We start from the raw sequence: 20,390 nt of genomic DNA on the forward strand, positions 1-20,390 counted from the left end.
CGATTCCTCACTTTCCGCTGGCCTGAATCTGGATCTTCGGCATATAGGCCGTCGCAACGACCTGCTCGTAGGGAACGGCCTTGTCCAACTGCTTTTGATACTGCAGGAAGCGGTTCACGTTCGCGATCGCGTCCGGCGACGCATACGGGACGAAAATCCCGCGATACGTTTCGATGTATTGCTTCAGCAGATCGGGCGCGATACCGTGCATTCGCGCGACCGCGACTTTCAGCACGTCCTGGATATGCGCGGGATCGTTGATCATCTGCTCGGCCTCGACCACGGCGCCGACGACGTTCTTCACGATTTCCGGATGCGCGTCGATATAGTCCTGCCGCGCGAACACGCCGTTGAACGCATAGCTGCGGTAGATGTCGGGACCGGCTTCGCCCTTCTCGAGATTCACGACCGATTTCGTGATCTTGTCGCCGAACACCGCCTGCGTCTGAATCGGCTCGAACGCCATCGTGCCGTCCACCGTGCGGTTGCGCAGCGCGGCGATCTGCGTCGTCGGATCGCCCACCGGCACGATGCGCACGTCGCGATCGGGATCGAGTCCCGCCTGCTTCAGCAGCAGACGCAAGCTCGTATCGGCGCTTGCGCCCGGCGAGCTGATGCCGAGCTTCAGCCCCTTCAGGTCCCGCACGCTAGCCGGAAAACCCTTCGACAGATTCGGCAACGGAACGTCGTTGCGCACGATCAGATCGAACGGCGGATTCGTTTCGTTGAGCACCAGCAGCTTGAGCTTCTGCCCCTTGCCGATCACCTGTACGCCATGCTCTACCGCGAAGCCGCCGAATTCGGTCGCACCACTGACTACCATGTTGGTCGGCTGAATGCCGGTGCCGTAGATGAGTTGCGCATCGACGCCGTGCTTTTCGAACAGATGCAGATCGTTCGCGACGTACAGCGGAAAATTGATGAACGATCCATCGAACGCGGCGATCTTCACGCTCGGCGCGGCATGAGCGGCATTCGACGCGAACGCCGCCGCACACACGACAGCGGCGGCGGACAACGCGCCTTTGCAATGCGATGGACGGGCGAGATAAGCGGCGCGCAGGCGGCGCGGAAAACGGACAATACGCGCAGCCGAATCCAAAGCCGCGCGATACGGCTGAATCATGTCTCCTCCTCGTATTTCGTTTTACGCCGGTCCGCTTGCTCGAAGCACCCCGCTCATTCGGGATGCGATGCGCCGGCCGACGATGAAGGAAGACTGTATCGGAAGCGCTTATCGGTAACTACCGGCAATTTCCGATACGCAATGATCGGTAAAAGTGATGTTTTCGCGGGGTAATGGATCGGCAAAGCGATTCATCGGGCGCATTCGACACTGCGTCCGTCGCAAGGCATTGCCGCGACTCGCCGCAATGCGGCATCAGGCGCCGGCGGTGTGTTCTGCAGGCAGTAACGGTGCCGCGTCGGCGGCCACGGCGGCCGGCAATTCGCCGGCGCGGCGGAACGTGCTGCTCGCGACGGCGGTATCGACGACGTACCGCAGGACCGAATGCTCCTGGTCGGTGTGCCACGCGACGAAGAACTCGATGTTCGCCGGCGACAGCGCGGACGGCATGCGGACGAGCCGGCCGCTGTCGAGATCGTCCGCGACCAGGTCCTCCGGCAAGAGGCCGATCCCGCCGCCGGAAACGATCACGCGCGCGATCGCGCTCAGGTAGTCGCTCGTATTGACGTCGACCGCCTTCGCGCCGGCTTCGCGCAGCGCCGCTTGCGTGGCGGGAAAAATCGTCGCGGGACGCGGCAGCGACCAGATGGGGAAGCGCTCGCATAGTTCGGCAGCCGTCGCATCAGGCGGGCAGTGGGCGGCGAGCTTCGGCGACATCACCCAGATGAAGCGCGCCGAGCCCAGCGAGCGCTTCGAAATGCGGTTCTCGTCGAACGGCCCGGCAACGATCGCGATATCGAGCTTGCCGCCTTCCAGTTTCTGCCGCGCAATCACGTTCAGATCGGTCTCGACCTCGAACACGACCTTCGGCATCAGGACCTTCAGCTTCGCGAGCAGATCGCCGAGCCAGCTCAACGCGACGGCCTCGCCAACGCCGATGCGCACGATACCGGTCGCGGCGGAAGGATTGTCGAGCGATACGACGACGTCTTCGATCTGATGCAGCAGCGGTTCGAGTCTGCGCACGAGCTCCCGGCCATCCACCGTCAACTCCATGCGCCGGCCATGCCGCTGAAAAAGCGTCAGACCGGTCGAGTTCTCCAGTTCCCTGACACGCCCCGATACTGCGGACTGCGTAGTGTTCAGACGCTCGGCGGCAAGGTGAAACGTACCGAGACGAGAGATCCAGCAGACCGTTTCCAGATTGACCAGATTTAGCCGTTTCATCGCGATTCCCGATTGATTCCGATGCGAAGATATCTCTATTTATTATGTTTGCATCTAGCTAAAGTAGCACCCTGTATTTTCCCTACCAGGCCGCGAAAAGAAGCGGCCGCTTTCGAATCGCGGCCGGAAATGGCCGCCAGACAATAGAGAGACGCCTATGCCGACGATGCCTGCCGCTCGCACCGTGCCACGCCTGCTGGAAGACTGGGCCGCGCTCGACCCGGCGCACGAAGCCCTGGTGGGTGGAGGCGAGCGGCTCAATTACGGCGAACTGCTGGCGCGCGTGCGCGAAACGGCTGCCGCGCTTCACGCGCTCGGAATCGGCAAAGGCGATCGTGTCGCGATCCTGATGGGCAATCGCGTCGAATGGCTGGTGCTCGCGTGGGCGGCGCAATATATCGGCGCGATCGCGGTCGGCATGAACACGTGGGCCACCGCGCGCGAATTCGCATATGCACTGCAGCATTCCGGCGTGACGCTGCTCGCGGCGGCGCCGACGTTCCTGCGTCAGGACTTTCGGGCGATGCTCGAATCGATCGGCCCCCTCGCCGAGCGTGCGCCCGAATTGCGGCACGTCGTCTGGGTCGGCGAAGGCGACGAGGCGCACGTCGGCGGCAACGTCACACAAATGTCGCTTTCGACATTGTTGCGTCACGGCGCGCACGTTGCTCCGGCGACGATCGACCGGCTCGGCGCCGACGTATCGCCCGACGACGCAGCGCTGCTCGTTTACAGTTCCGGATCAACGTCGTTGCCAAAGGGCATCCTGTTGCGTCAAGGCGCATTGATCGAAAACGGCTGGCACATCGGCCAGCGCCAGCACGTCGACGAAAACGACCGGTTATGGCTCGCCGTGTCGCTGTTCTGGAGCCTCGGCAGCGCGAACGCCGCGTTCAATCTGCTCACGCATCGCGGCGCGATCGTCTTGCAGGAATCGTTCAACGCAGCCGATGCAATCGCGTTGATCGACTCCGAACGCTGCACCGTGTTCTACGGCACGCCGAACATGGTGAGCGCGATCGCCGCCCAGATGCCGCCCGGCCAAACACGACTCGAATCGCTGCGCACCGGCGTGACGATCGGCTCGCCCGATCAGATCAAGCGGCTTGCCGCGCTGGGTCCGCAGAAAATCTGCAACGTCTATGGATTGACGGAGACCTACGGCAACTGCGCCGTCACGGACGCCGACGAACCGCTCGATGTTCGCGCAACGACGATGGGCAAGCCGCTGCCGGGCTTTACGGTGCGCGTTGTCGATCTCGATCGCGGATATCCGCTGCCCGTTGGCCAGGTGGGTGAATTGAGGATCAAAGGGCGTATGTTCGCGGGCTATTTCAACGACGAGGCGCGCACCGCAAGCAGCTACGACAGCGACGGATTCTTCCGTTCCGGCGATCTCGGCATGATCGATCAGCATGGCCAACTAATCTATCGCGGCCGCGTGACGGAGATGGTGAAAACCGGCGGTATCAATGTCGCGCCCGCCGAGGTCGAGGAAACGCTGACGCAGCATCCCGCCGTCGAATCTGCGTTCGTCGTCGCGCTGCCCGATACGGTGAACGACGAAGTGCTCGGCGCGATCGTGATCGCGCGCGACGGCCAGGAGATCAGCGAAAAATCGCTGGAGGCATTCTGCCGCCAGTCGCTCGCCGCCTACAAGGTGCCGCGCGTGTTCCGGATACTGCGCGAATCCGAATTACCGCTCACGACGACGGGGAAAGTGAAGAAGGCCGAACTCAAAGCGCTGTTCGCCCAGACCGGCATGGTCTCCCGATGAAGGCGCTGGACGGGGTACGCATCGTCGACGTGAGCCGGCTGCTGCCGGCCGCGCTCTGCACGCAATTGCTCGGCGATCTCGGCGCGGACGTCGTGAAAATCGAGGAACCGACGAGAGGCGATTATCAACGCGCATTCGAGCCCATGGGCGTGCGTGATTCCGGCACGTTCCTGCTGTGCAACCGGAACAAGCGCAGCGTGACGCTCGATCTGAAAACGCCGAAAGGCAACGCGCTGCTGAAGACGCTCGCCGAATCGGCCGACGTATTCGTCGAGGGTTTTCGCCCTGGCGTGATGGAACGCCTCGGCCTCGGCTACGAGACGCTCGCCGAAATCAATCCGCGGCTCATCTACTGTTCGTTGTCGGGCTTCGGGCAAACCGGTCCGTACCGGCTCGCGCCCGGACACGACCTGAACTATATGTCGCTCCTCGGGACGCTCGGTCTGTTCGGCCGCCCGGAATCCGGACCTCTCGTGCCGGGACTGCTCGTCTCGGACATCGGCGGCGGATCGATGATGGCGCTCTATGCGATCCTCGCGGCGCTGTTCGCACGCGAGCGTACCAACAAAGGGCAATGGCTCGACGTTTCGATGTTCGACGGCGCGGCGATGTTTCTCGCGTACCACGCGGCGGAGGTGCTATTCGCCGGTCGCGAGCCGCGCGGAGGACTCTACCGGAACGCAGGCGGCGCGGCGTGCTACAACACATATGAGTGCGCTGACGGGTCGTGGCTCGCGCTCGGCATCATCGAGGAAAAATTCTGGCGAGCATTCTGCGAGATGATCGGGCGGCCCGCGTGGCTCGGCCATCAGTGGCCATCGGGCGCCGCCGCGCTCGCGCAAATCGACGAGCTCCGCACGCTGATGAAGATGCGCCCGCGCTTCGAATGGCTCGCGCTGCTCGGCAGCGCCGACATCCCCGCCAGTGCCGTCCATACGATGCATGAAGCGCTGCACGATCCGCATTTCGCCGCGCGCGAACTACTGATGTCGGTCGAACACCCCGTCGAAGGCACGGTGCCGCAGCTCGGCTTTCCGGTGAAGTTCTCGGCCACGCCCGCATCGATCGACCGTCCACCGCCGACGCTCGGGCAACACACCGACGAAATCCTGCGCGAGCTTGGCCTCGCGGAGAGCGAAATCGCGTCGCTCAGACGCGACGGCGTCGTTTGACGCCTTCGATATCGCGATCATTACGATGAATTCCGATAAGAAATTACCGCTTTTACTCCGTAGTCCAAATCAATAGCATTGTCTACGCGTCGCAACGCTGCCGGGCAGCCGGCCCGGCGGCGATTCCCCAAAAGAAGAAATCGACATGGAGACAATCAATGAAAAATTCACGCCGCGCGGTCGTGGCACCGGTCGTGCTGACCGCCATGATGGCGGGTACCGCCCATGCGCAAAGCAGCGTCACGTTATATGGCGTCGTCGATGAAGGGCTGGAATACGTCTCGAACGTGAAGACCGGAGCAGGCGGCAAATCGCTGTTTCAGCTCGATTCGGTGAGCGGACTGCAGGGCTCGCGCTGGGGCTTGCGCGGCGCCGAGGATCTCGGCGGCGGACTGAAGGCGATCTTCACGTTGGAGAACGGCTTCGATCTCAATAGCGGCAAGCTCGGCCAGGGCGGCGCGCTGTTCGGGCGGCAAGCTTACGTCGGCTTGTCGTCGAACAGCTTCGGCGCTGTGACGCTGGGCCGTCAATACGATAGCGTGGTCGATTATGTCGAAGCCTATGTGGCGGCCGCGCAGTGGGCAAGCCATCGCGCCGCCCACCCTGGCGACCTCGACAACCTGAACAACTCCGTGCGGACCGATAATGCGGTCAAGTACGCCAGCCCGAATTTCGGCGGCTTCACGTTCGGCGGTCTGTATAGCTTCGGCGGGCAGCCAGGATCGATGTCGCGCAACCAGGTCTATTCGCTCGGCGCGAGCTATAGCGGCGGCCCCGTCTCGCTCGGCGTTGGCTATCTGAACGTCCGCAATCCAAACGTGTCGTACTTCGGCGACAACCCGAACGGCGGCGGCGTCACCACCAACAACGTTTCGGCCGCAACGAATCCGGTGTTTTCCGGTTACTCGTCCGCGCGTACTTATGAGGTGATCGCCGCAGGCGGCGCCTATACGTTCGGCAGCGCGACGCTCGGCGTGACCTATTCGAATATCCGTTTCAGCAATCTCGGCGACACCGCGGCCTCCGGCCCGAATCCTCTGCACTACACCGGCAACGCGACGTTCAACAACTTCGAGGTGAACGCGAAATATCAGATCACGCCGAGCCTCGTCGCGGGTTTCGCATACGACTACACGAAGGGCAACGCCGTCACGAGCACCGACCCGTCTGTCCACAACACGGGCGTCACGTATCACCAGTTCGCGCTTGGCACCGACTACAACCTGTCGAAGCGTACCGACGTCTATCTGCTCGGCATCTATCAGAAGGCCTCGGGCGTCGACTCCACCGGCAACGAAGCCGTGGCGAGTCTCCCGAACGTGACTGCGGCGGCGGGCAACCATGCCGCGCTGATACGCGGCGGCTTGCGCGTGAAATTCTGACGCAAGGAAACATTCGCGAAGCATCTTGCACCGGCGCTGATGCGCCGGCTTTTTGTGGATGCGGAGCCGCCATGAGCATGATCCTGTGGCTAGTGGTTCCGTTGCCGCAGCGCCCGTTCGCGGCGGCACTTCGTCGGGACATGCGCCAACGTGAACTTCATTGTGCGCCGGTGACGCGCCGCAGATCGTCGGCCAATAACCGACGGCGGCCGCAGCCGGGCAAGGAGCGATGCCTCCCGGAAGCGTCTGGTCTTTACGGCCTTTTCGCCGTCAGATAGGCGATCCGCTCAGCGCCGAGCTGATTTCCGCTTTCGAAAATCGCTCGCATTCGAACTTCCAGGTATCTGCGCTCGTCGCGGGTAAATTCCTTCTCAAGGACCTCTTCCAAGGTGGGTGCCAACGGGTGAGGCGAGATACGCAGAAACGTTTCCCAAGGGAGGCAGTCTTCAGTTCGCACATTGATGTGCAATTCCAGATGAACGTCGGTAAATCCCGCGTCGATGGCGAAGCGCACGAGGTCGCGCTCACCATAGTTAGTGATGGACAGCGAGCGAGCCTTCTCCTCGGTGTCGGGAAACTGTGCGGCGCGACATCGAAGCAGGAGGGCAAAGAACGGATCGTCGGTGTTGAATGCACGTTCATCCACCAATCGCTTGAGCATGCAAACTTCAAGCGCTTCGTCGCGCAGAATCGGCTCTGCAATGGCGAAGCGACCACCCGGTTTGAGTATGCGATAGAGTTCCCGCATCGCAGCGGGTTTGTCCTGCACATACGCCAGTACCGCGCGCATCGTGGCGGCATCGACGGCTTCATTGGCGATGCCTTCCAGTTTCTCGGCGCAGCCGTGTATGAATGCGCACTGCCCGCTCACTCCCAGACTTCGTGCGGTCTCTTCCGCGTACCGCAGCAATGGGCTCGAAATATCCGTCATGAGCACCCGGATCGAGGCGCCAGTCCGTTCGATCGCCCGAAATGCGACGAGACCATCGCCAGTCCCGATGTCGGCCAGCGTCATGCCGGGATGAGGCTGAACGAAATCCAGCACACGGTCTGCGTATCTTGTGACCTCGTCACGGACCGCGTGCTCGTGTGCGCGATCTTCGCCATGACGATGCCGGAGAATCCATGCGAACCAGTTGTCGAGAGTTACGTCGTTCGTGAGCGGAGACAAGATAGATTTCCATGGGAAACTTGACAGGCCTCCGCGAGGGTAACCTGGCATTCTGATGAACGCCTTAACTGGAGAAAATTAATAACCATGGCTTCGCGAGCGCGCAATCCGCCCGCTTTTAGCCTGAATAAAAGTTGCTTCGATTCCAGAAAATTCCTTCGCCATTTCACACCAGTTTCATCGACAGACGCGCCAATGCGCCGGGCGGCAGGTAATTCGGACCCGACTGATTCTGAAAATAAGCGCCAATTGCATGAATGAGACCAATGCAAATCGCGCGATAGCTTATGCGAGCCTTAAGATGATTCGATAACACAAAATAAATACCTCTTAAGTATTTGGAAGACACTCCGATAATCACTGTGCTGTTCACGGTTTTTTCTATTTTTCAGAGGCCTTCCCATGACCATTCCAGTAGTTTCCAACCAACCCACCGCCGCCGCAGCGGTGGCGAATACCGGCACGCAGAAACAGCAGGCGACTACGGCTGCGCAGGCGACGACCAGCACAACGCAGCCGCAGTCGGGTACGACGGCACAGGGTTCGACAACGTCAGCTTCGTATACCGTCGCTATCAGCACCGCCGCACGCGCTGCGTTGGCCGAAGCCACCGAAACATCGGTACAGACCGCGCAAGAAGCCAACCGCGGAGATCGACAAGCTCAAAATTTGCTTGCGAAGGAGCAGGCCAACAAGGTCGCGTGACGCGTTCGTAATCCGCTTGTACGTTGCGTGAAAACCGCGACGTACAAGCCAGCAGCATTGCGGCAAGACCGCCCGGGGCCGCCGCATCCGGAACGTCCGGTCGGTCGCGCCCGACATGCGCCGCCTGGTCGCCGCAGCGAATTCGAGTGGTTTGCGATTCCGGGCGATCCTGGCGCGAAGACTCGTGCCCAGACACAACCGGTGCAGGCTGGACGCGCCCTCGCGGGCATCGGGCCAAGGTTGCGGCGAACCTTCCGCCGCGCCTTCTTCCAGGGCCTGCGCAACGCGGACAATGATGCGGCCCGTTCCCTGTTCGAGCACCTTGCGCATGGCCTCGGACAAATCGCGTCGGGACCCGCACGCCGGCGGCGCGACTGCCGGGTACGCATGCGCGTGCGTCTCTCGACCGACCGGCAATCGAACGGCGGCGCAGGTTGAAAACCGGCCGCCAGACTGCACTTGCGGCCGTCCTCGCGCCTGCCGTGCAGCCCGCGCGACCTTGTCGTGCGGGGCTCTATTCCAGCTTGCGCTCCAATGGCATGGCTGTTGCAAGAACGAGTGCGAGCCGTCACGTCATGTTCGACGCATTCGGACAAACGTGCGCGACGCGGCTCGTAACTACTTCAACCATTGGAGACGAAACCATGGAAGGGCTTTCGCAAGTCCAGGTGTTGGGCATCGACGCCGGCGGCACGATGACCGACACCTTCTTCGTGCGCGCCGACGGGCGATTCGTTGTCGGCAAGGCGCAGAGCAATCCCGAGGACGAGTCGCTCGCGATCTTCAACTCGTCGCAGGACGCGCTCGCGCACTGGCAGCGCGACGTCGACGAAGTCTATCCCGAGCTCGTGACCTGCGTGTACTCCGGCACGGCCATGCTCAACCGCGTCGTGCAGCGCAAGGGGCTCGACGTCGGGCTGCTGGTGAACAAGGGCTTCGAGCACGTGCACTCGATGGGCCGCGCGATTCAGAGCTACCTCGGCTATGCGCTCGAAGAGCGGATTCACCTGAACACGCACCGCTACGACGAGCCGCTCGTGCCGCTCTCGCGCACGCGCGGCGTCACCGAGCGCACCGACGTGCAGGGCGAAATCGTCATTCCCGTGCGCGACGCCGAAGTGCGGCTGGCCACGCGCGAACTGGCCGCAGCGGGCGCGAAAGCCATCGTGATCTGTTTCCTGCAGTCGCACAAGAACGCCACGAGCGAGCGCCTCGCGCGCGACATCGTGCGCCAGGAACTCAAGGCAATCGGCATGGATATCCCCGTGTTCGCCTCGGTGGACTACTATCCGCAGCGCAAAGAGAGCCACCGTATGAACACGACCGTACTCGAGGCGTATGCGGCCGAACCATCGCGGCAGACGCTCAAAAAGGTCAGCGACCGCTTCCGCAAGCACGGTGCGAAATTCGACCTGCGCGTCATGGCAACGCACGGCGGCACGATCAGCTGGAAAGCGAAGGAACTGGCGCGCACGATCGTCTCCGGACCGATCGGTGGCGTGATCGGCTCGAAGCTGCTCGGCGAGGCGCTCGGCTACGACAACATCGCGTGCTCCGATATCGGCGGGACGTCGTTCGACATGGCGCTCATCACGAAGGGCAACTTCGCGATCGCATCGGATCCGGACATGGCTCGTCTCGTGCTTTCGCTGCCGCTCGTCACGATGGATTCGGTGGGCGCCGGCGCGGGCAGCTTCGTGCGGCTCGATCCGTACAGCGGCGCGATCAAGCTCGGTCCGGACAGCGCCGGCTATCGCGTGGGCACGTGCTGGCCGCAGAGCGGGCTGACCACCGTGTCGGTGTCCGACTGCCATGTGGTGCTGGGCTATCTGAACCCGGACAACTTCCTCGGCGGCCAGATCAAGCTCGACGTCAACCGCGCGCGCGAACACATCAAGGCGCAGATCGCCGACCCGCTCGGGCTTTCCGTCGAAGACGCGGCCGCGGGCGTGATCGAGTTGCTCGATCTGCAACTGCGCGAGTACCTGCGCTCGAACGTCAGCGCGAAAGGCTACAACCCCACGGAGTTCGTCTGCTTTTCGTACGGCGGCGCGGGGCCGGTCCATACCTATGGCTACACCGAGGGACTCGGCTTCAAGGATGTCGTGGTGCCCGCGTGGGCTGCCGGCTTCTCGGCATTCGGCTGCGCATGCGCGGATTTCGAGTACCGCTACGACAAGAGCGTCGATCTGGCGTTGCCGCAACTCGCCAGCGACGATGAGAAGACCCTGGCCGCACAAACCATCCAGAAGGCATGGTCGGAGCTGGCCGCCAAGGTGGTCGAGGAATTCCGCATCAATGGATTCGGCGAACAGGACGTGATCCTGCGCCCGGGTTTTCGCATGCAGTACATGGGCCAGCTCAACGACCTCGAGATCGAATCGCCGATCGCGAGCGCCTCGGCCCCCGAAGACTGGGACCGCATCGTCGCGGCATTCGAGGACACCTACGGCCGCGTCTATGCCAGTTCGGCGCGTTCGCCCGAACTTGGCTTCTCGGTGACGGGCGCCATCATGCGCGGCATGGTGCTCACGCAAAAGCCGGTGCTGCCCGAAGACCCCGAAGGCGGTGCGCTGCCGCCGGCCGAGGCGCGCATCGGCGTTCGCAGGCTCTATCGGCACAAGCAATGGCACGACGCCGTCCTGTGGAAGATGGAGGCGCTCAAGCCGGGCAACGAGATCGCCGGGCCGGCGATCATCGAATCCGACGCGACCACCTTCGTAGTCCCGAATGGTTTCGCCACGACGCTCGACAAGCACCGCCTCTTCCACCTCAGAGAAGTCAAGTAAGGAGACACGCGATGAACATGATATCCAGCCAGGAGGTCGGTTTCGCCGACCTGCTCAAGAACGGCCAGACCCTGAAGCAGTTCCGCGACGACATTCTGGAGCGCACAGCGAAAACGGGTCATTACAACGGCCTCGAACGGCTCGAATTGCGCGAGCACGATCCGATCCGCTACGAAAAGATGTTTTCGAAGCTGCGCGGCGGTCTCGTGCATGCGCGCGAAACCGCCAAAAAAATCGCGGCAAGCCCCATTGTCGAGCAGGAAGGCGAGCTGTGCTTCACGCTCTACAACGCCGCGGGCGACTGCGTGCTCACGTCCACCGGCATCATCATCCACGTCGGCACGATGGGCGCGGCGATCAAGTACATGATCGAAAACAACTGGGAGGCCAACCCCGGGATCAACCCCGGCGACATGTTCACCAACAACGACTGCTCGATCGGCAACGTCCACCCGTGCGACATCGCGACAATCGTGCCGATCTTCTCGCACGGCAAGCTGGTCGGCTGGGTGGGCGGCGTGACGCACGTGATCGACACCGGCGCGGTGACGCCGGGCTCGATGTCGACGGGCCAGGTGCAGCGCTTCGGTGACGGCTACATGATTACGTGCCGCAAGACCGGCGTGAACGACACGCCGCTGCGCGACTGGCTCCATGAAAGCCAGCGCTCGGTACGGACACCGAAATACTGGATTCTCGACGAACGCACGCGCATTGCCGGCTGCCACATGATTCGCAACCTGATCGAGGAAGTGATCGAAGAAGAAGGAATCGAGGCCTATCAGAAGTTCGCCTACGAGGTGATCGAGGAAGGACGCCGGGGCCTGCAGACGCGCATCAAGGCGATGACGCTGCCGGGCAAGTACCGCAAGGTCGCCTTCGTCGATGTGCCGTACAACCATCCGGACGTGCAGACCTCGTCGGCGTTCGCGAAGCTCGACTCGATCATGCACTCGCCCGTGGAAATGGAGATCCGCAAGGACGGTACGTGGCGGCTCGACTTCGAAGGTGCGAGCCGCTGGGGCTGGCACTCGTACAACGCGCACCAGGTCGCGTTCACGAGCGGCATCTGGGTGATGATGACGCAAACGCTCGTCCCCACGCAGCGCATCAACGACGGCGCGTACTTCGGCACCGAGTTCCATCTGCCCAAGGGCGCATGGATGAACCCCGACGACCGCCGCACGGGCCACGCCTATGCCTGGCACTTCCTGGTTTCGGGATGGAGCGCGCTGTGGCGCGGCCTCTCGCAGGCCTACTTCAGCCGCGGCTATCTCGAGGAAGTCAACGCCGGCAACGCCAATACGTCGAACTGGCTGCAGGGCGGCGGCATCAACCAGGATGGCGACATCCATGCCGTCAACAGCTTCGAGGCGTCGTCGTGCGGCACGGGCGCCTGCGCGATCAAGGACGGCCTCAGCCATGCTGCCGCGATCTGGAATCCCGAAGGCGACATGGGCGACATCGAGATCTGGGAAATGGCGGAACCGCTGCTCTATCTCGGGCGCAACATCAAGACGAACTCGGGCGGCTACGGCAAGTATCGCGGCGGGTGCGGCTTCGAAACGCTGCGCATGGTCTGGAAAGCCCAGGACTGGACCATGTTCTTCATGGGCAACGGCTACATGAACAGCGACTGGGGGCTCATGGGCGGCTACCCGAGCGCCACTGGCTACCGCTTCGAGGCACATCGCACCGGCCTGAAGGAACGCATCGCACTGGGCGAAAGCCTGCCGCTCGGCGGCGACGCCAACCCGGATTTTCCGGACTACGAAAATCACCTGAACGCGGGCGCCGTCATCAAGCGCGATCATCAGTGCATGACCACGGAAGATTGCTACAGCAATTACGACCTCTACCTCAATTATCTGCGCGGCGGCCCCGGCTTCGGCGATCCGCTCGATCGCGAGCCGGAAGCCATCGAACGGGACCTGAACAATGCGCTGCTGCTGCCCGAATACGCGCAGAAGGTGTACGGCGCGGTCGCGACGAAGAACGCCAACGGCATCTGGACCGTGGACGCGAAAGCGACCGCGCTGTTGCGCGTCGAGATCCGCAACGAGCGCCTTGCGCGCTCGCAACCCACGCGCGAATGGATGAAAGGCGAACGCGAGCGGATTCTGCTCAAGCACGCGGCGCCCCAGGTGCAGCACATGTTCGCAACGAGCTTCGGGCTTTCGACGAAGTTCGAGCAGCAGTTCCGGACGTTCTGGGATCTGCCGGATTCGTGGACGCTCACCGAAGACGAGCTCGACGTGCCGACCTACGGCTCGAAATTCCGCATGGACCTCTCGAAGATGCCCGACGTCAACACTGTCGTGCTGGTCGAAGAGTAAGTCCGTCGCTTTTCGCACAACCATCGAGGAATTCGAGGAGGAAACGCAATGTCCACCTATACCAGGGAACAAATCCGGAATCTGGTCGACGGCAAGCTCGACTGGGACACGACGCTGCGCATGCTGTCGATGCCCAAGGACGGCGAGCGGTTTCAGATGTATGTCGAGTCGCTGCAGCAAAAGCTCGGCTGGAAGGACCGCATCGTGCTGCCGCTCGGGCCGCACCTGTACATCGTGCAGCAACGGGCGACGAAGAAGTGGGTCACGCAGTGCGACTGCGGCCACGTGTTCTGCGACTACCGCGAAAACTGGAAGCTGCACGCCAACGTCTTCGTGCGCGATACCGAAGAAGCCATGGACGAGGTTTATCCGCGGCTGATGGCGCCCGATACGCAATGGCAGGTGTACCGCGAGTACTACTGCCCCACGTGCGGCACGATGCACGACGTGGAAGCGCCTACGCCGTGGTATCCGGTCGTCCATGACTTCGAGCCCGACATCGATGCGTTCTACTCGGAGTGGGTCAAGCTGCCGGTGCCCGAACGGGTCGATTAGTCCGATGTTTGAGCCGGCCGGCGCTCCCGGGCGCCGGCGCGCCCCGCTTTCGCCCCGTGCGAAGCGGGGCGTTCGTTTTCCGGACGTTCGATTTCCGGACGGCCGGCTTCTTTCCGGGCACTCGCCTGATCGGCGGCGCAGAGTCCACGCACGGGACAGCGGCAACAGGACGCGCTTCCGGGCCGGACGGAGCCGACTGGCTCACGCATTGCTTGTACCGGATCGACAGCGAGCCGGTCGCGACGTCGGATCGGAGTACGATATCCAGCAACGAGCCTGGCCGGTCTTGCCGGGCAGAACTGGAACTAAAAGAGGGGCCAGACGAGACGGCCTCATGGTTCGTGGCAAACGCGAACTGCCAGGAGACATGTATGCAACAGACAGGCACGCCTATGGACTGGTTTTCCAGTCCCCAGCACGATGCCGGCATCATGACGGCATGGGAGCACCGGGTGGGCGGCGGCGAATGGCACTCGACGGAGGTGCGCGGCGTCGTCGATGATTCGTGGCAGCGCTGCCTCGTGGGGCAGGTCAACCCGGCCGCAGACCGCGCCCCGCCGCCGCTCGGCGAGGACCAGTTGATGCGATGGCAAGGCGCCAGCGACCGTCTGATCAGCGCAAGTCTGCCGCTGATGCAGCAGACCCGCGAATTGCTGACGCAAACCGGTACGGTGATGCTGCTCGCCGACCCCGACGGCATGGTCCTGAAGCACGAAGGCGACATGCGGATCATCGAGCCCGCACACGAAATCGGGCTCATGCCGGGCTGCAACTGGACCGAACTCAATTGCGGCACCAACGCGATCGGAACTGCGCTTGCGCTGGGGCAGCCTGTGCAGATTCACGGGGCAGAGCATTTCTGCGCCGGCATCAAGCGCTGGACCTGCTCGGCAACCGTCATCCGCGATCCGTTCGATGGTCACGTGCTAGGCGTGATCGACGTCTCGGGACTCGCGGACACCTACAGCCGCTACACGCTCGCGCTGACCGTGTCGCTCGCGGGGCGCATCGAAAGCCGGCTTGCCAAGGATGCCATGCAGCGGCGTTTGCGCGTGCTGGACCGCTGCGCGCCGCACCTTGGCGGCAACGGCCCGGACGGCGTGCTCATCGTCGACGACCGGGGCCGCCTCGTCAAGGCGAATGCCCAGATCGTGCCCGCGCTGCGGCGTCTCGGGTTCGACGTGCAGTTCGACGCCAGCTTCGTGCTGCCAGGACTGGACACCAGATCGGGGACCTTCACCGTCGCTTCGGCGACGGCGCCGGCCTGGCTGCGTCAAGCGCACGTCGAAATCCTGCGCGAAGACGGCGATGTCCTGGGTTTCATGATCGTGATCCCCGGCGCCTCCGCGGTTCGCAGCGCGATACCGGTCACCCGCCCGCATCGCGTCGAGACCCGCGGCTTCGGGCGCGTCGTCGGAGACAGCCGCGTCTTGCGTGCGGCCGTCGACAAGGCGCGCCAGCTCGCACCCTCGAAGGTCCCTGTCCTGCTGCTCGGCGAAACCGGCGTGGGCAAGGAACTCTTTGCGCAAGGCATCCATCAGGCCAGCGAAAGGGCAAACGGGCCATTCGTCGCGTTGAACTGCGGCGGACTCTCGAAAGACCTGCTCGCGAGCGAGCTGTTCGGCTATGCCGAGGGCGCTTTTACCGGTGCGCGAAAATCGGGCGCGGCGGGCAAGATCGAAGCTGCCAACGGCGGCACGCTGTTTCTCGACGAAATCGGCGAAATGCCGCTCGACATTCAGCCCCACCTGCTGCGTGTTCTGGAGGAGAACGAAATATACCGGCTGGGAGAGAACACGCCGCGCAAGGTCGACTTCCGGCTTGTCGCCGCAACCCATCGCGACCTGAAGGACGCCATTGGAAAAGGCATGTTCCGCATGGACCTGTTTTACCGCATCGCGGTGACGACAGTGTCGATCCCGAGTCTGCGCGAGCGGATAGAAGATCTGCCGGCCCTCATTGCATACTGGCTCGAGCACATGCGCGGGTCTTATGGTTTGCAGGACAGATCGTTTGACGACGAAGCCTATGCCTGTCTGCTCAACTATTCATGGCCAGGCAACGTGCGCGAGTTGCGCAACGCAATCGAAGGTTCTCTCCTGCTGGCCGACGGCCCGGTTATCAGCGCGGAGAAATTGCCCGCAGAGGTTCGTGCTCCGGTTGCGCCCGCCGCGTGCGGCGCGCCGGGCGTTACGAGCGCGTCGGAACCATCCACGGAAGCCTCGCTCCGAATGGCTGAAGCCGAAACGATCCGCCGGGCGCTCGATCGTCATGCCGGCAACCTCACGCAAGCGGCGAATCAACTGGGTATCGCCAAAAGTACGCTCTACGAAAAGGTTCGCAGATACGAACTCGTGGCAGCCGTCAGCCATGCGCGCCGGACAGGCGGCTTGCGCGGGACATAACGATCACCTGGGGCCCTCTTCACCGGCAAAGCGCCGGGAAATTCCGATGCTCCGCGAGGAAATCGAAACGTACCGGGAGCCCATAGACACTGACGTCAATTAGCGCCTCGATTTCTCGCAGCCGCAGCATTCTCGATCATATGCAATGCGAGGGATGACCACGGCGGGAATCCGTCTGACGACGTTCGCACGCCCCCCCGTCAAGCACCTTGCGCGCTGCCAGGTACGCCCCGGGGTGAATGGCCTTTCCGGGGCCCTTCTCGCGAGAAATCCGAATTCCACGAATACGGCCAACGGCGCAGGCGCATCGAATCCGTTCCGCCTGGACCGTACCCAGGCAAATACTGTTGACGAGGATCACGCGTCTACGACGGAGCAGCGAGCGTACGACACCGGCGCGGCCGACCTCTTCCGAAGCACACGGGTGAGAGCGACACTGGACCACGGCAAGGCGGGTGGCATCACGGAGATGCTCGACTTCGGCCGCCGCAACCAAGACCTCGCTGAGCGCAAGCTGTTTCTGGATTCCTCGACGGCGCGACGGTAGACAAGGTGCCCAAGGTCTGACGCGACAGTACATAAATTCACTACCAGCCCGAAACAGACCGCCCCACTTTTTGATTAGTCTACCTAACTTATCTGCACCTTCGTTTTTTGTTCTGATTTCGATTCAAGTTACGGTTGCGCAATGGCCTTGCTCGCAGAGTGATGGGGTACAGCGATTGCGCAGCTCGCAGAGCGCACTGTCACGGTTGTTGATGTCCGGATGGATGCGCCGGTCCCCGCGACCTTCGCCGTCGAGGGTCGCGACGTCAGACATTCGTACGAGCGGGGGCTCTCCTATGTCGAACCGACAACAGACCTCTCCTGCCGAGGCGGGAGAGGTCCTGGTACTCGTGGGCGCCGCCTTCGCCGTGCTTGGCGGTTGGCTCGTGGCAATGGGTTCCACGCCCTACTACGTGGTTACAGGCCTGGCACTGATTGGCTCCGGCACCCTCATGGTGCGAAGCCGGTCGGCGGGTATCTGGAGCATCTTCTTCACGCTCGTCGCGGCACTCGTATGGTCCATTTCCGAAGTCGGACGCGACGGTTGGGAGCCCATGCCGCGTCTACTGTTGCTCGCATTGCTTGGCATCTGGTTCTACCTCAACATCGTCGTCGGCCACTCGGCAGTCGCCCGGCCAATCCGCGTTGTGGCTGCCGCCGCAGCGATCGTCTATGCGCTCACGATCCTCGGTTTGTTTTCGCCCGACGTGCCCAGGTCACTGGCGCAACACTTTCGCTACGGGCCACTCCCGGCAGCCCAGAGCAGCGGCTCATCGGCCGGTCAGGGCGACTAGCGCCGCCTGAACAGCACGACCGGTGCAGACATCGAGCGGCGGGCAGCCTCGCCCGGTTCGCCGCCGCAGTTCCGTTCGCACGTGCCGATGATCCTCGTTCGATCACCACCGGATCGATGGCGTGCCGCCGATCATTTCGGCGCGAACGACTTCAGCATTGATTTCGGTTCAATGTTCCATCGGGCGTAGCCAGCGCACGAAAACGCCGCGATGTCAGGCTTCATCAGACCAGTGAGGAATACCAGTTGCTTGAGCACAGGCTCCGGGATCATGGAGGTAAACCATCGTGCTCATAGATTTTCCAGACGAAGACACTTTCTACTATGCGAGCGGCACGATCCGGTATCACGCCGTCGTCGACGGCACACTGGTCACGTGCGAGATTTCGCCGGAGGCCCTTGAAGATTATTTTCGTGCGCGCGCTGGCCGCACTGGTCTGTTGGCCGCCTTCGCAGCGCATAGAAAGCAGATCGAATCAATCACAAGGCAGATCCTGCCACACAGGCTCTACGCTGGACACTGCCATCTTTTCTTGCTCGACCTCATCCGCAAGCCAGGAAAAAGGGAGGCATCCACGGGGAAAAGCCGGGAAATCGTGGAAGTGACCCATTCCGGCCTGGACTGCACCGTGAGCTGACGATTGCGTGCGAGCAGGAACGCGCGCGATACCGGAAGCGCGCCGGAATGCGCTTTGTGATGCCATGACGCAACTCGATTCCGGCGAGATAACCAACGCTTCAGTGGAGACGACACGTGCGCCAGCGACTGGGCAGATCCGTCAAGGCATGCTCGTGATTTGCGTGAACTCCGCCACGCTCTCTGCTTTCGAATACTTGCCGCACCGCGGCGTGATTGGGGGCACGCTATATGCGCGCCCACGCACTTGCTCCGTAGCGGCAGCAGCGGCCGGCACCTTTTTCACTTGCCTCGCTTTTTTACCGTGTGCGCTGGCTTGAAACATACGATGAAGAACGCCTTGCGGATCAGGCACGGAGGCGGTCGGCGATTTGATTGGAAACCGCCTTTCTTACGAATTCATCAGCGGGACGGCCACAATAATGAACAGCTTCGATATCGTCATTCTGGGAGCCCTCACCCAACTCCAGTTGTCTCCCCAGATCAATCGCGCAATTGCAGTGATCGCGGATCTCTACACGTTCAAAGGCTATTTGTTGATTCCGCTGCTGTGGTGGATCTGGTTCCAGCCGAGCGACCGGCGCGACTGGCGGCGCGAGATCGTGCTCGCCACGTTGGCGAGCGGCCTGATCGCACTGGCGGCGGGACGTCTTCTCGCACGCTTTCTGCCCTACCGCGAGCGGCCACTGTTCACTCCGGATCTGCATCTGCATTTCGCCTCGTCGCCGGTGCAGCTCGCCGGGCTGATGCACTGGAGTTCCTTTCCAAGCGACCACGCCATGCTGTGGATGTCGGTCGCGATGGGGATATTCCTCGTATGGCGGGGTATAGGCGCGCTTGCGTTTTTGCTTGTGGCGCTGTTCGTCTGCTTTCCGCGCGCGTATCTGGGTTATCACTACCCGACGGATTTGCTTGCCGGCGCGCTGATCGGCGTGGTGATTACCTGGATCATGACGCGCGATGCCGTGAGGAAGCGAACCGCCGCGCCCGTTCTGCGCTGCATCATGCGCTATCCGGGGCCGGCTGTGGCGCTCGGGTTTCTGCTGTGTTTCGAACTGGTCACGCAGTTCGACGATCTTTTGCGGCTCGCCCATTCGGTGTTGCACGCGACGACCTGACGGCAGCCGCAAAAAATCCTGCCGTCCCGCGCGAAGCTGAGCCTGACATTCTTTCGAAATCCCGCCAGTTCGACATGCTCAGCCAACCGGCGCGCCGAAGCAGCGGCCACACGAACGCGCTTGGCCCAATCGCAGGCGTCCGGCACTCACTGTCGCTTCACCGCCGCACTCACACCGGCATACCCACAAACCCTCACCCGCGTACCGATCCGTCGTCAACTGGCCGAATACTTCGCCTCCGCGCAACGAAGGAGAGCCCGGCCGGGACCGCCACACCCGACGCTGCTCACGGCAGCCGCAATCCTGCGTTTGACCGGTCTCCACCGCATCCAGCCGGGCGTTCAGCTGTTCGCCGCAACGGCACCTCCAGAGCCACACGCCGGCGCCGCGATATTGGAGCGCGACAAGATCGCCAAAGGTGTGCCCCGCGACATTGCGGCTCGGCGGAAAGGGCCACTCAGGCGTCAAGGGGGATCCGGTACGCTGTTTCATAAAAGGTAAATGGGATTCGGCACCCTGCTTTCAAGCGCAACTGGCCGCCTTCGGTTTGCGGGCGCGCCGCCCGGAAAAAGCGGGGCAGAACGGCCACGGTCGTTCCGGCAAGCACCGCCGCGTTACCGGGAATCCGTGCATTTTGCCACTTCGCGCGCA

The 20,390-nt window shown here is 62.6% G+C and carries 14 protein-coding genes and 1 pseudogene; 12 read left to right on the forward strand and 3 right to left on the reverse strand.

What is annotated here, in order from left to right; translation table 11 throughout:
* Positions 1-7: 7 nt before the first annotated feature.
* Both BLU17_RS15050 and BLU17_RS15055 read right to left on the reverse strand, forming a co-directional pair.
* Positions 8-1,126 carry an ABC transporter substrate-binding protein gene (locus tag BLU17_RS15050; protein ID WP_091997774.1) on the reverse strand — a complete coding sequence of 373 codons (1,119 nt, stop codon included), beginning with the start codon at positions 1,124-1,126 and terminating at the stop codon, positions 8-10.
* Positions 1,127-1,381: 255 nt separating this feature from the next.
* Positions 1,382-2,353 (reverse strand): LysR family transcriptional regulator, encoded by a 972-nt coding sequence (locus BLU17_RS15055; protein WP_091997776.1) that lies wholly within the window; start codon positions 2,351-2,353, stop codon positions 1,382-1,384.
* A gap of 157 nt (positions 2,354-2,510) precedes the next feature.
* Between BLU17_RS15055 and BLU17_RS15060 the strand changes: the two genes are divergently transcribed.
* The 3 genes from BLU17_RS15060 (at position 2,511) to BLU17_RS15070 (ending at position 6,684) form a co-directional block, all read left to right on the forward strand.
* Positions 2,511-4,130, forward strand: coding sequence for a class I adenylate-forming enzyme family protein (locus BLU17_RS15060; RefSeq protein ID WP_091997778.1), 1,620 nt, complete (start codon positions 2,511-2,513; stop codon positions 4,128-4,130).
* Positions 4,127-5,302, forward strand: coding sequence for a CaiB/BaiF CoA transferase family protein (locus tag BLU17_RS15065; RefSeq protein WP_091997779.1), 1,176 nt, complete (start codon positions 4,127-4,129; stop codon positions 5,300-5,302). The genes BLU17_RS15060 and BLU17_RS15065 overlap by 4 nt, the downstream gene beginning before the upstream one ends.
* A gap of 158 nt (positions 5,303-5,460) precedes the next feature.
* A complete protein-coding gene (locus BLU17_RS15070) occupies positions 5,461-6,684 on the forward strand; it encodes a porin (protein WP_091997781.1) in 1,224 nt (407 codons plus the stop codon).
* A gap of 253 nt (positions 6,685-6,937) precedes the next feature.
* On the opposite strand, the gene BLU17_RS15075 is transcribed toward BLU17_RS15070, so the two are convergent.
* The gene (locus tag BLU17_RS15075) at positions 6,938-7,855 is read right to left on the reverse strand and encodes a class I SAM-dependent methyltransferase (protein WP_176929104.1); all 918 of its coding nucleotides are present in this window, start codon (positions 7,853-7,855) and stop codon (positions 6,938-6,940) included.
* A 402-nt stretch (positions 7,856-8,257) separates the two neighbouring features.
* Between BLU17_RS15075 and BLU17_RS32390 the strand changes: the two genes are divergently transcribed.
* The 9 genes and pseudogenes from BLU17_RS32390 (at position 8,258) to BLU17_RS15120 (ending at position 19,739) form a co-directional block, all read left to right on the forward strand.
* Positions 8,258-8,560 (forward strand): hypothetical protein, encoded by a 303-nt coding sequence (locus BLU17_RS32390; protein ID WP_143189260.1) that lies wholly within the window; start codon positions 8,258-8,260, stop codon positions 8,558-8,560.
* A gap of 644 nt (positions 8,561-9,204) precedes the next feature.
* A complete protein-coding gene (locus BLU17_RS15085) occupies positions 9,205-11,349 on the forward strand; it encodes a hydantoinase/oxoprolinase family protein (protein WP_091997786.1) in 2,145 nt (714 codons plus the stop codon).
* A gap of 11 nt (positions 11,350-11,360) precedes the next feature.
* Positions 11,361-13,685, forward strand: a complete 2,325-nt coding sequence (locus BLU17_RS15090) for a hydantoinase B/oxoprolinase family protein (RefSeq protein WP_091997788.1) — start codon at positions 11,361-11,363, stop codon at positions 13,683-13,685.
* A gap of 48 nt (positions 13,686-13,733) precedes the next feature.
* Positions 13,734-14,240, forward strand: coding sequence for an acetone carboxylase subunit gamma (locus BLU17_RS15095; protein WP_091997790.1), 507 nt, complete (start codon positions 13,734-13,736; stop codon positions 14,238-14,240).
* Between the two features lie 371 nt (positions 14,241-14,611).
* Positions 14,612-16,645, forward strand: coding sequence for a sigma-54-dependent Fis family transcriptional regulator (locus tag BLU17_RS15100; RefSeq protein WP_245746874.1), 2,034 nt, complete (start codon positions 14,612-14,614; stop codon positions 16,643-16,645).
* A 229-nt stretch (positions 16,646-16,874) separates the two neighbouring features.
* Positions 16,875-17,086, forward strand: a pseudogene (locus BLU17_RS15105) (phospholipase); the annotation flags it as partial.
* Positions 17,087-17,487: 401 nt separating this feature from the next.
* On the forward strand, positions 17,488-17,985 hold the full coding sequence (locus BLU17_RS15110) for a hypothetical protein (protein ID WP_091997792.1): 498 nt from the start codon (positions 17,488-17,490) through the stop codon (positions 17,983-17,985).
* A gap of 286 nt (positions 17,986-18,271) precedes the next feature.
* The gene (locus BLU17_RS15115; protein WP_176929105.1) at positions 18,272-18,622 is read left to right on the forward strand and encodes a DUF1488 family protein; all 351 of its coding nucleotides are present in this window, start codon (positions 18,272-18,274) and stop codon (positions 18,620-18,622) included.
* A gap of 421 nt (positions 18,623-19,043) precedes the next feature.
* Positions 19,044-19,739, forward strand: coding sequence for a phosphatase PAP2 family protein (locus tag BLU17_RS15120; RefSeq protein ID WP_091997795.1), 696 nt, complete (start codon positions 19,044-19,046; stop codon positions 19,737-19,739).
* The last annotated feature ends 651 nt before the right edge of the window (positions 19,740-20,390 follow it).

Origin of the sequence: Paraburkholderia lycopersici, from assembly GCF_900096975.1 — a bacterium.
In the GTDB taxonomy this organism is placed as follows: Bacteria; Pseudomonadota; Gammaproteobacteria; order Burkholderiales; family Burkholderiaceae; genus Paraburkholderia; species Paraburkholderia lycopersici.

Coding starts and splice junctions, on each gene's coding strand:
- BLU17_RS15050 (WP_091997774.1), bottom strand. CDS start 1,126: ATGATTCAGCCGTATCGCGCGGCTTTGGATTCGGCTGCGCGTATTGTC.
- BLU17_RS15055 (WP_091997776.1), bottom strand. CDS start 2,353: ATGAAACGGCTAAATCTGGTCAATCTGGAAACGGTCTGCTGGATCTCT.
- BLU17_RS15060 (WP_091997778.1), top strand. CDS start 2,511: ATGCCGACGATGCCTGCCGCTCGCACCGTGCCACGCCTGCTGGAAGAC.
- BLU17_RS15065 (WP_091997779.1), top strand. CDS start 4,127: ATGAAGGCGCTGGACGGGGTACGCATCGTCGACGTGAGCCGGCTGCTG.
- BLU17_RS15070 (WP_091997781.1), top strand. CDS start 5,461: ATGAAAAATTCACGCCGCGCGGTCGTGGCACCGGTCGTGCTGACCGCC.
- BLU17_RS32390 (WP_143189260.1), top strand. CDS start 8,258: ATGACCATTCCAGTAGTTTCCAACCAACCCACCGCCGCCGCAGCGGTG.
- BLU17_RS15085 (WP_091997786.1), top strand. CDS start 9,205: ATGGAAGGGCTTTCGCAAGTCCAGGTGTTGGGCATCGACGCCGGCGGC.
- BLU17_RS15090 (WP_091997788.1), top strand. CDS start 11,361: ATGAACATGATATCCAGCCAGGAGGTCGGTTTCGCCGACCTGCTCAAG.
- BLU17_RS15095 (WP_091997790.1), top strand. CDS start 13,734: ATGTCCACCTATACCAGGGAACAAATCCGGAATCTGGTCGACGGCAAG.
- BLU17_RS15100 (WP_245746874.1), top strand. CDS start 14,612: ATGCAACAGACAGGCACGCCTATGGACTGGTTTTCCAGTCCCCAGCAC.
- BLU17_RS15110 (WP_091997792.1), top strand. CDS start 17,488: ATGTCGAACCGACAACAGACCTCTCCTGCCGAGGCGGGAGAGGTCCTG.
- BLU17_RS15120 (WP_091997795.1), top strand. CDS start 19,044: ATGAACAGCTTCGATATCGTCATTCTGGGAGCCCTCACCCAACTCCAG.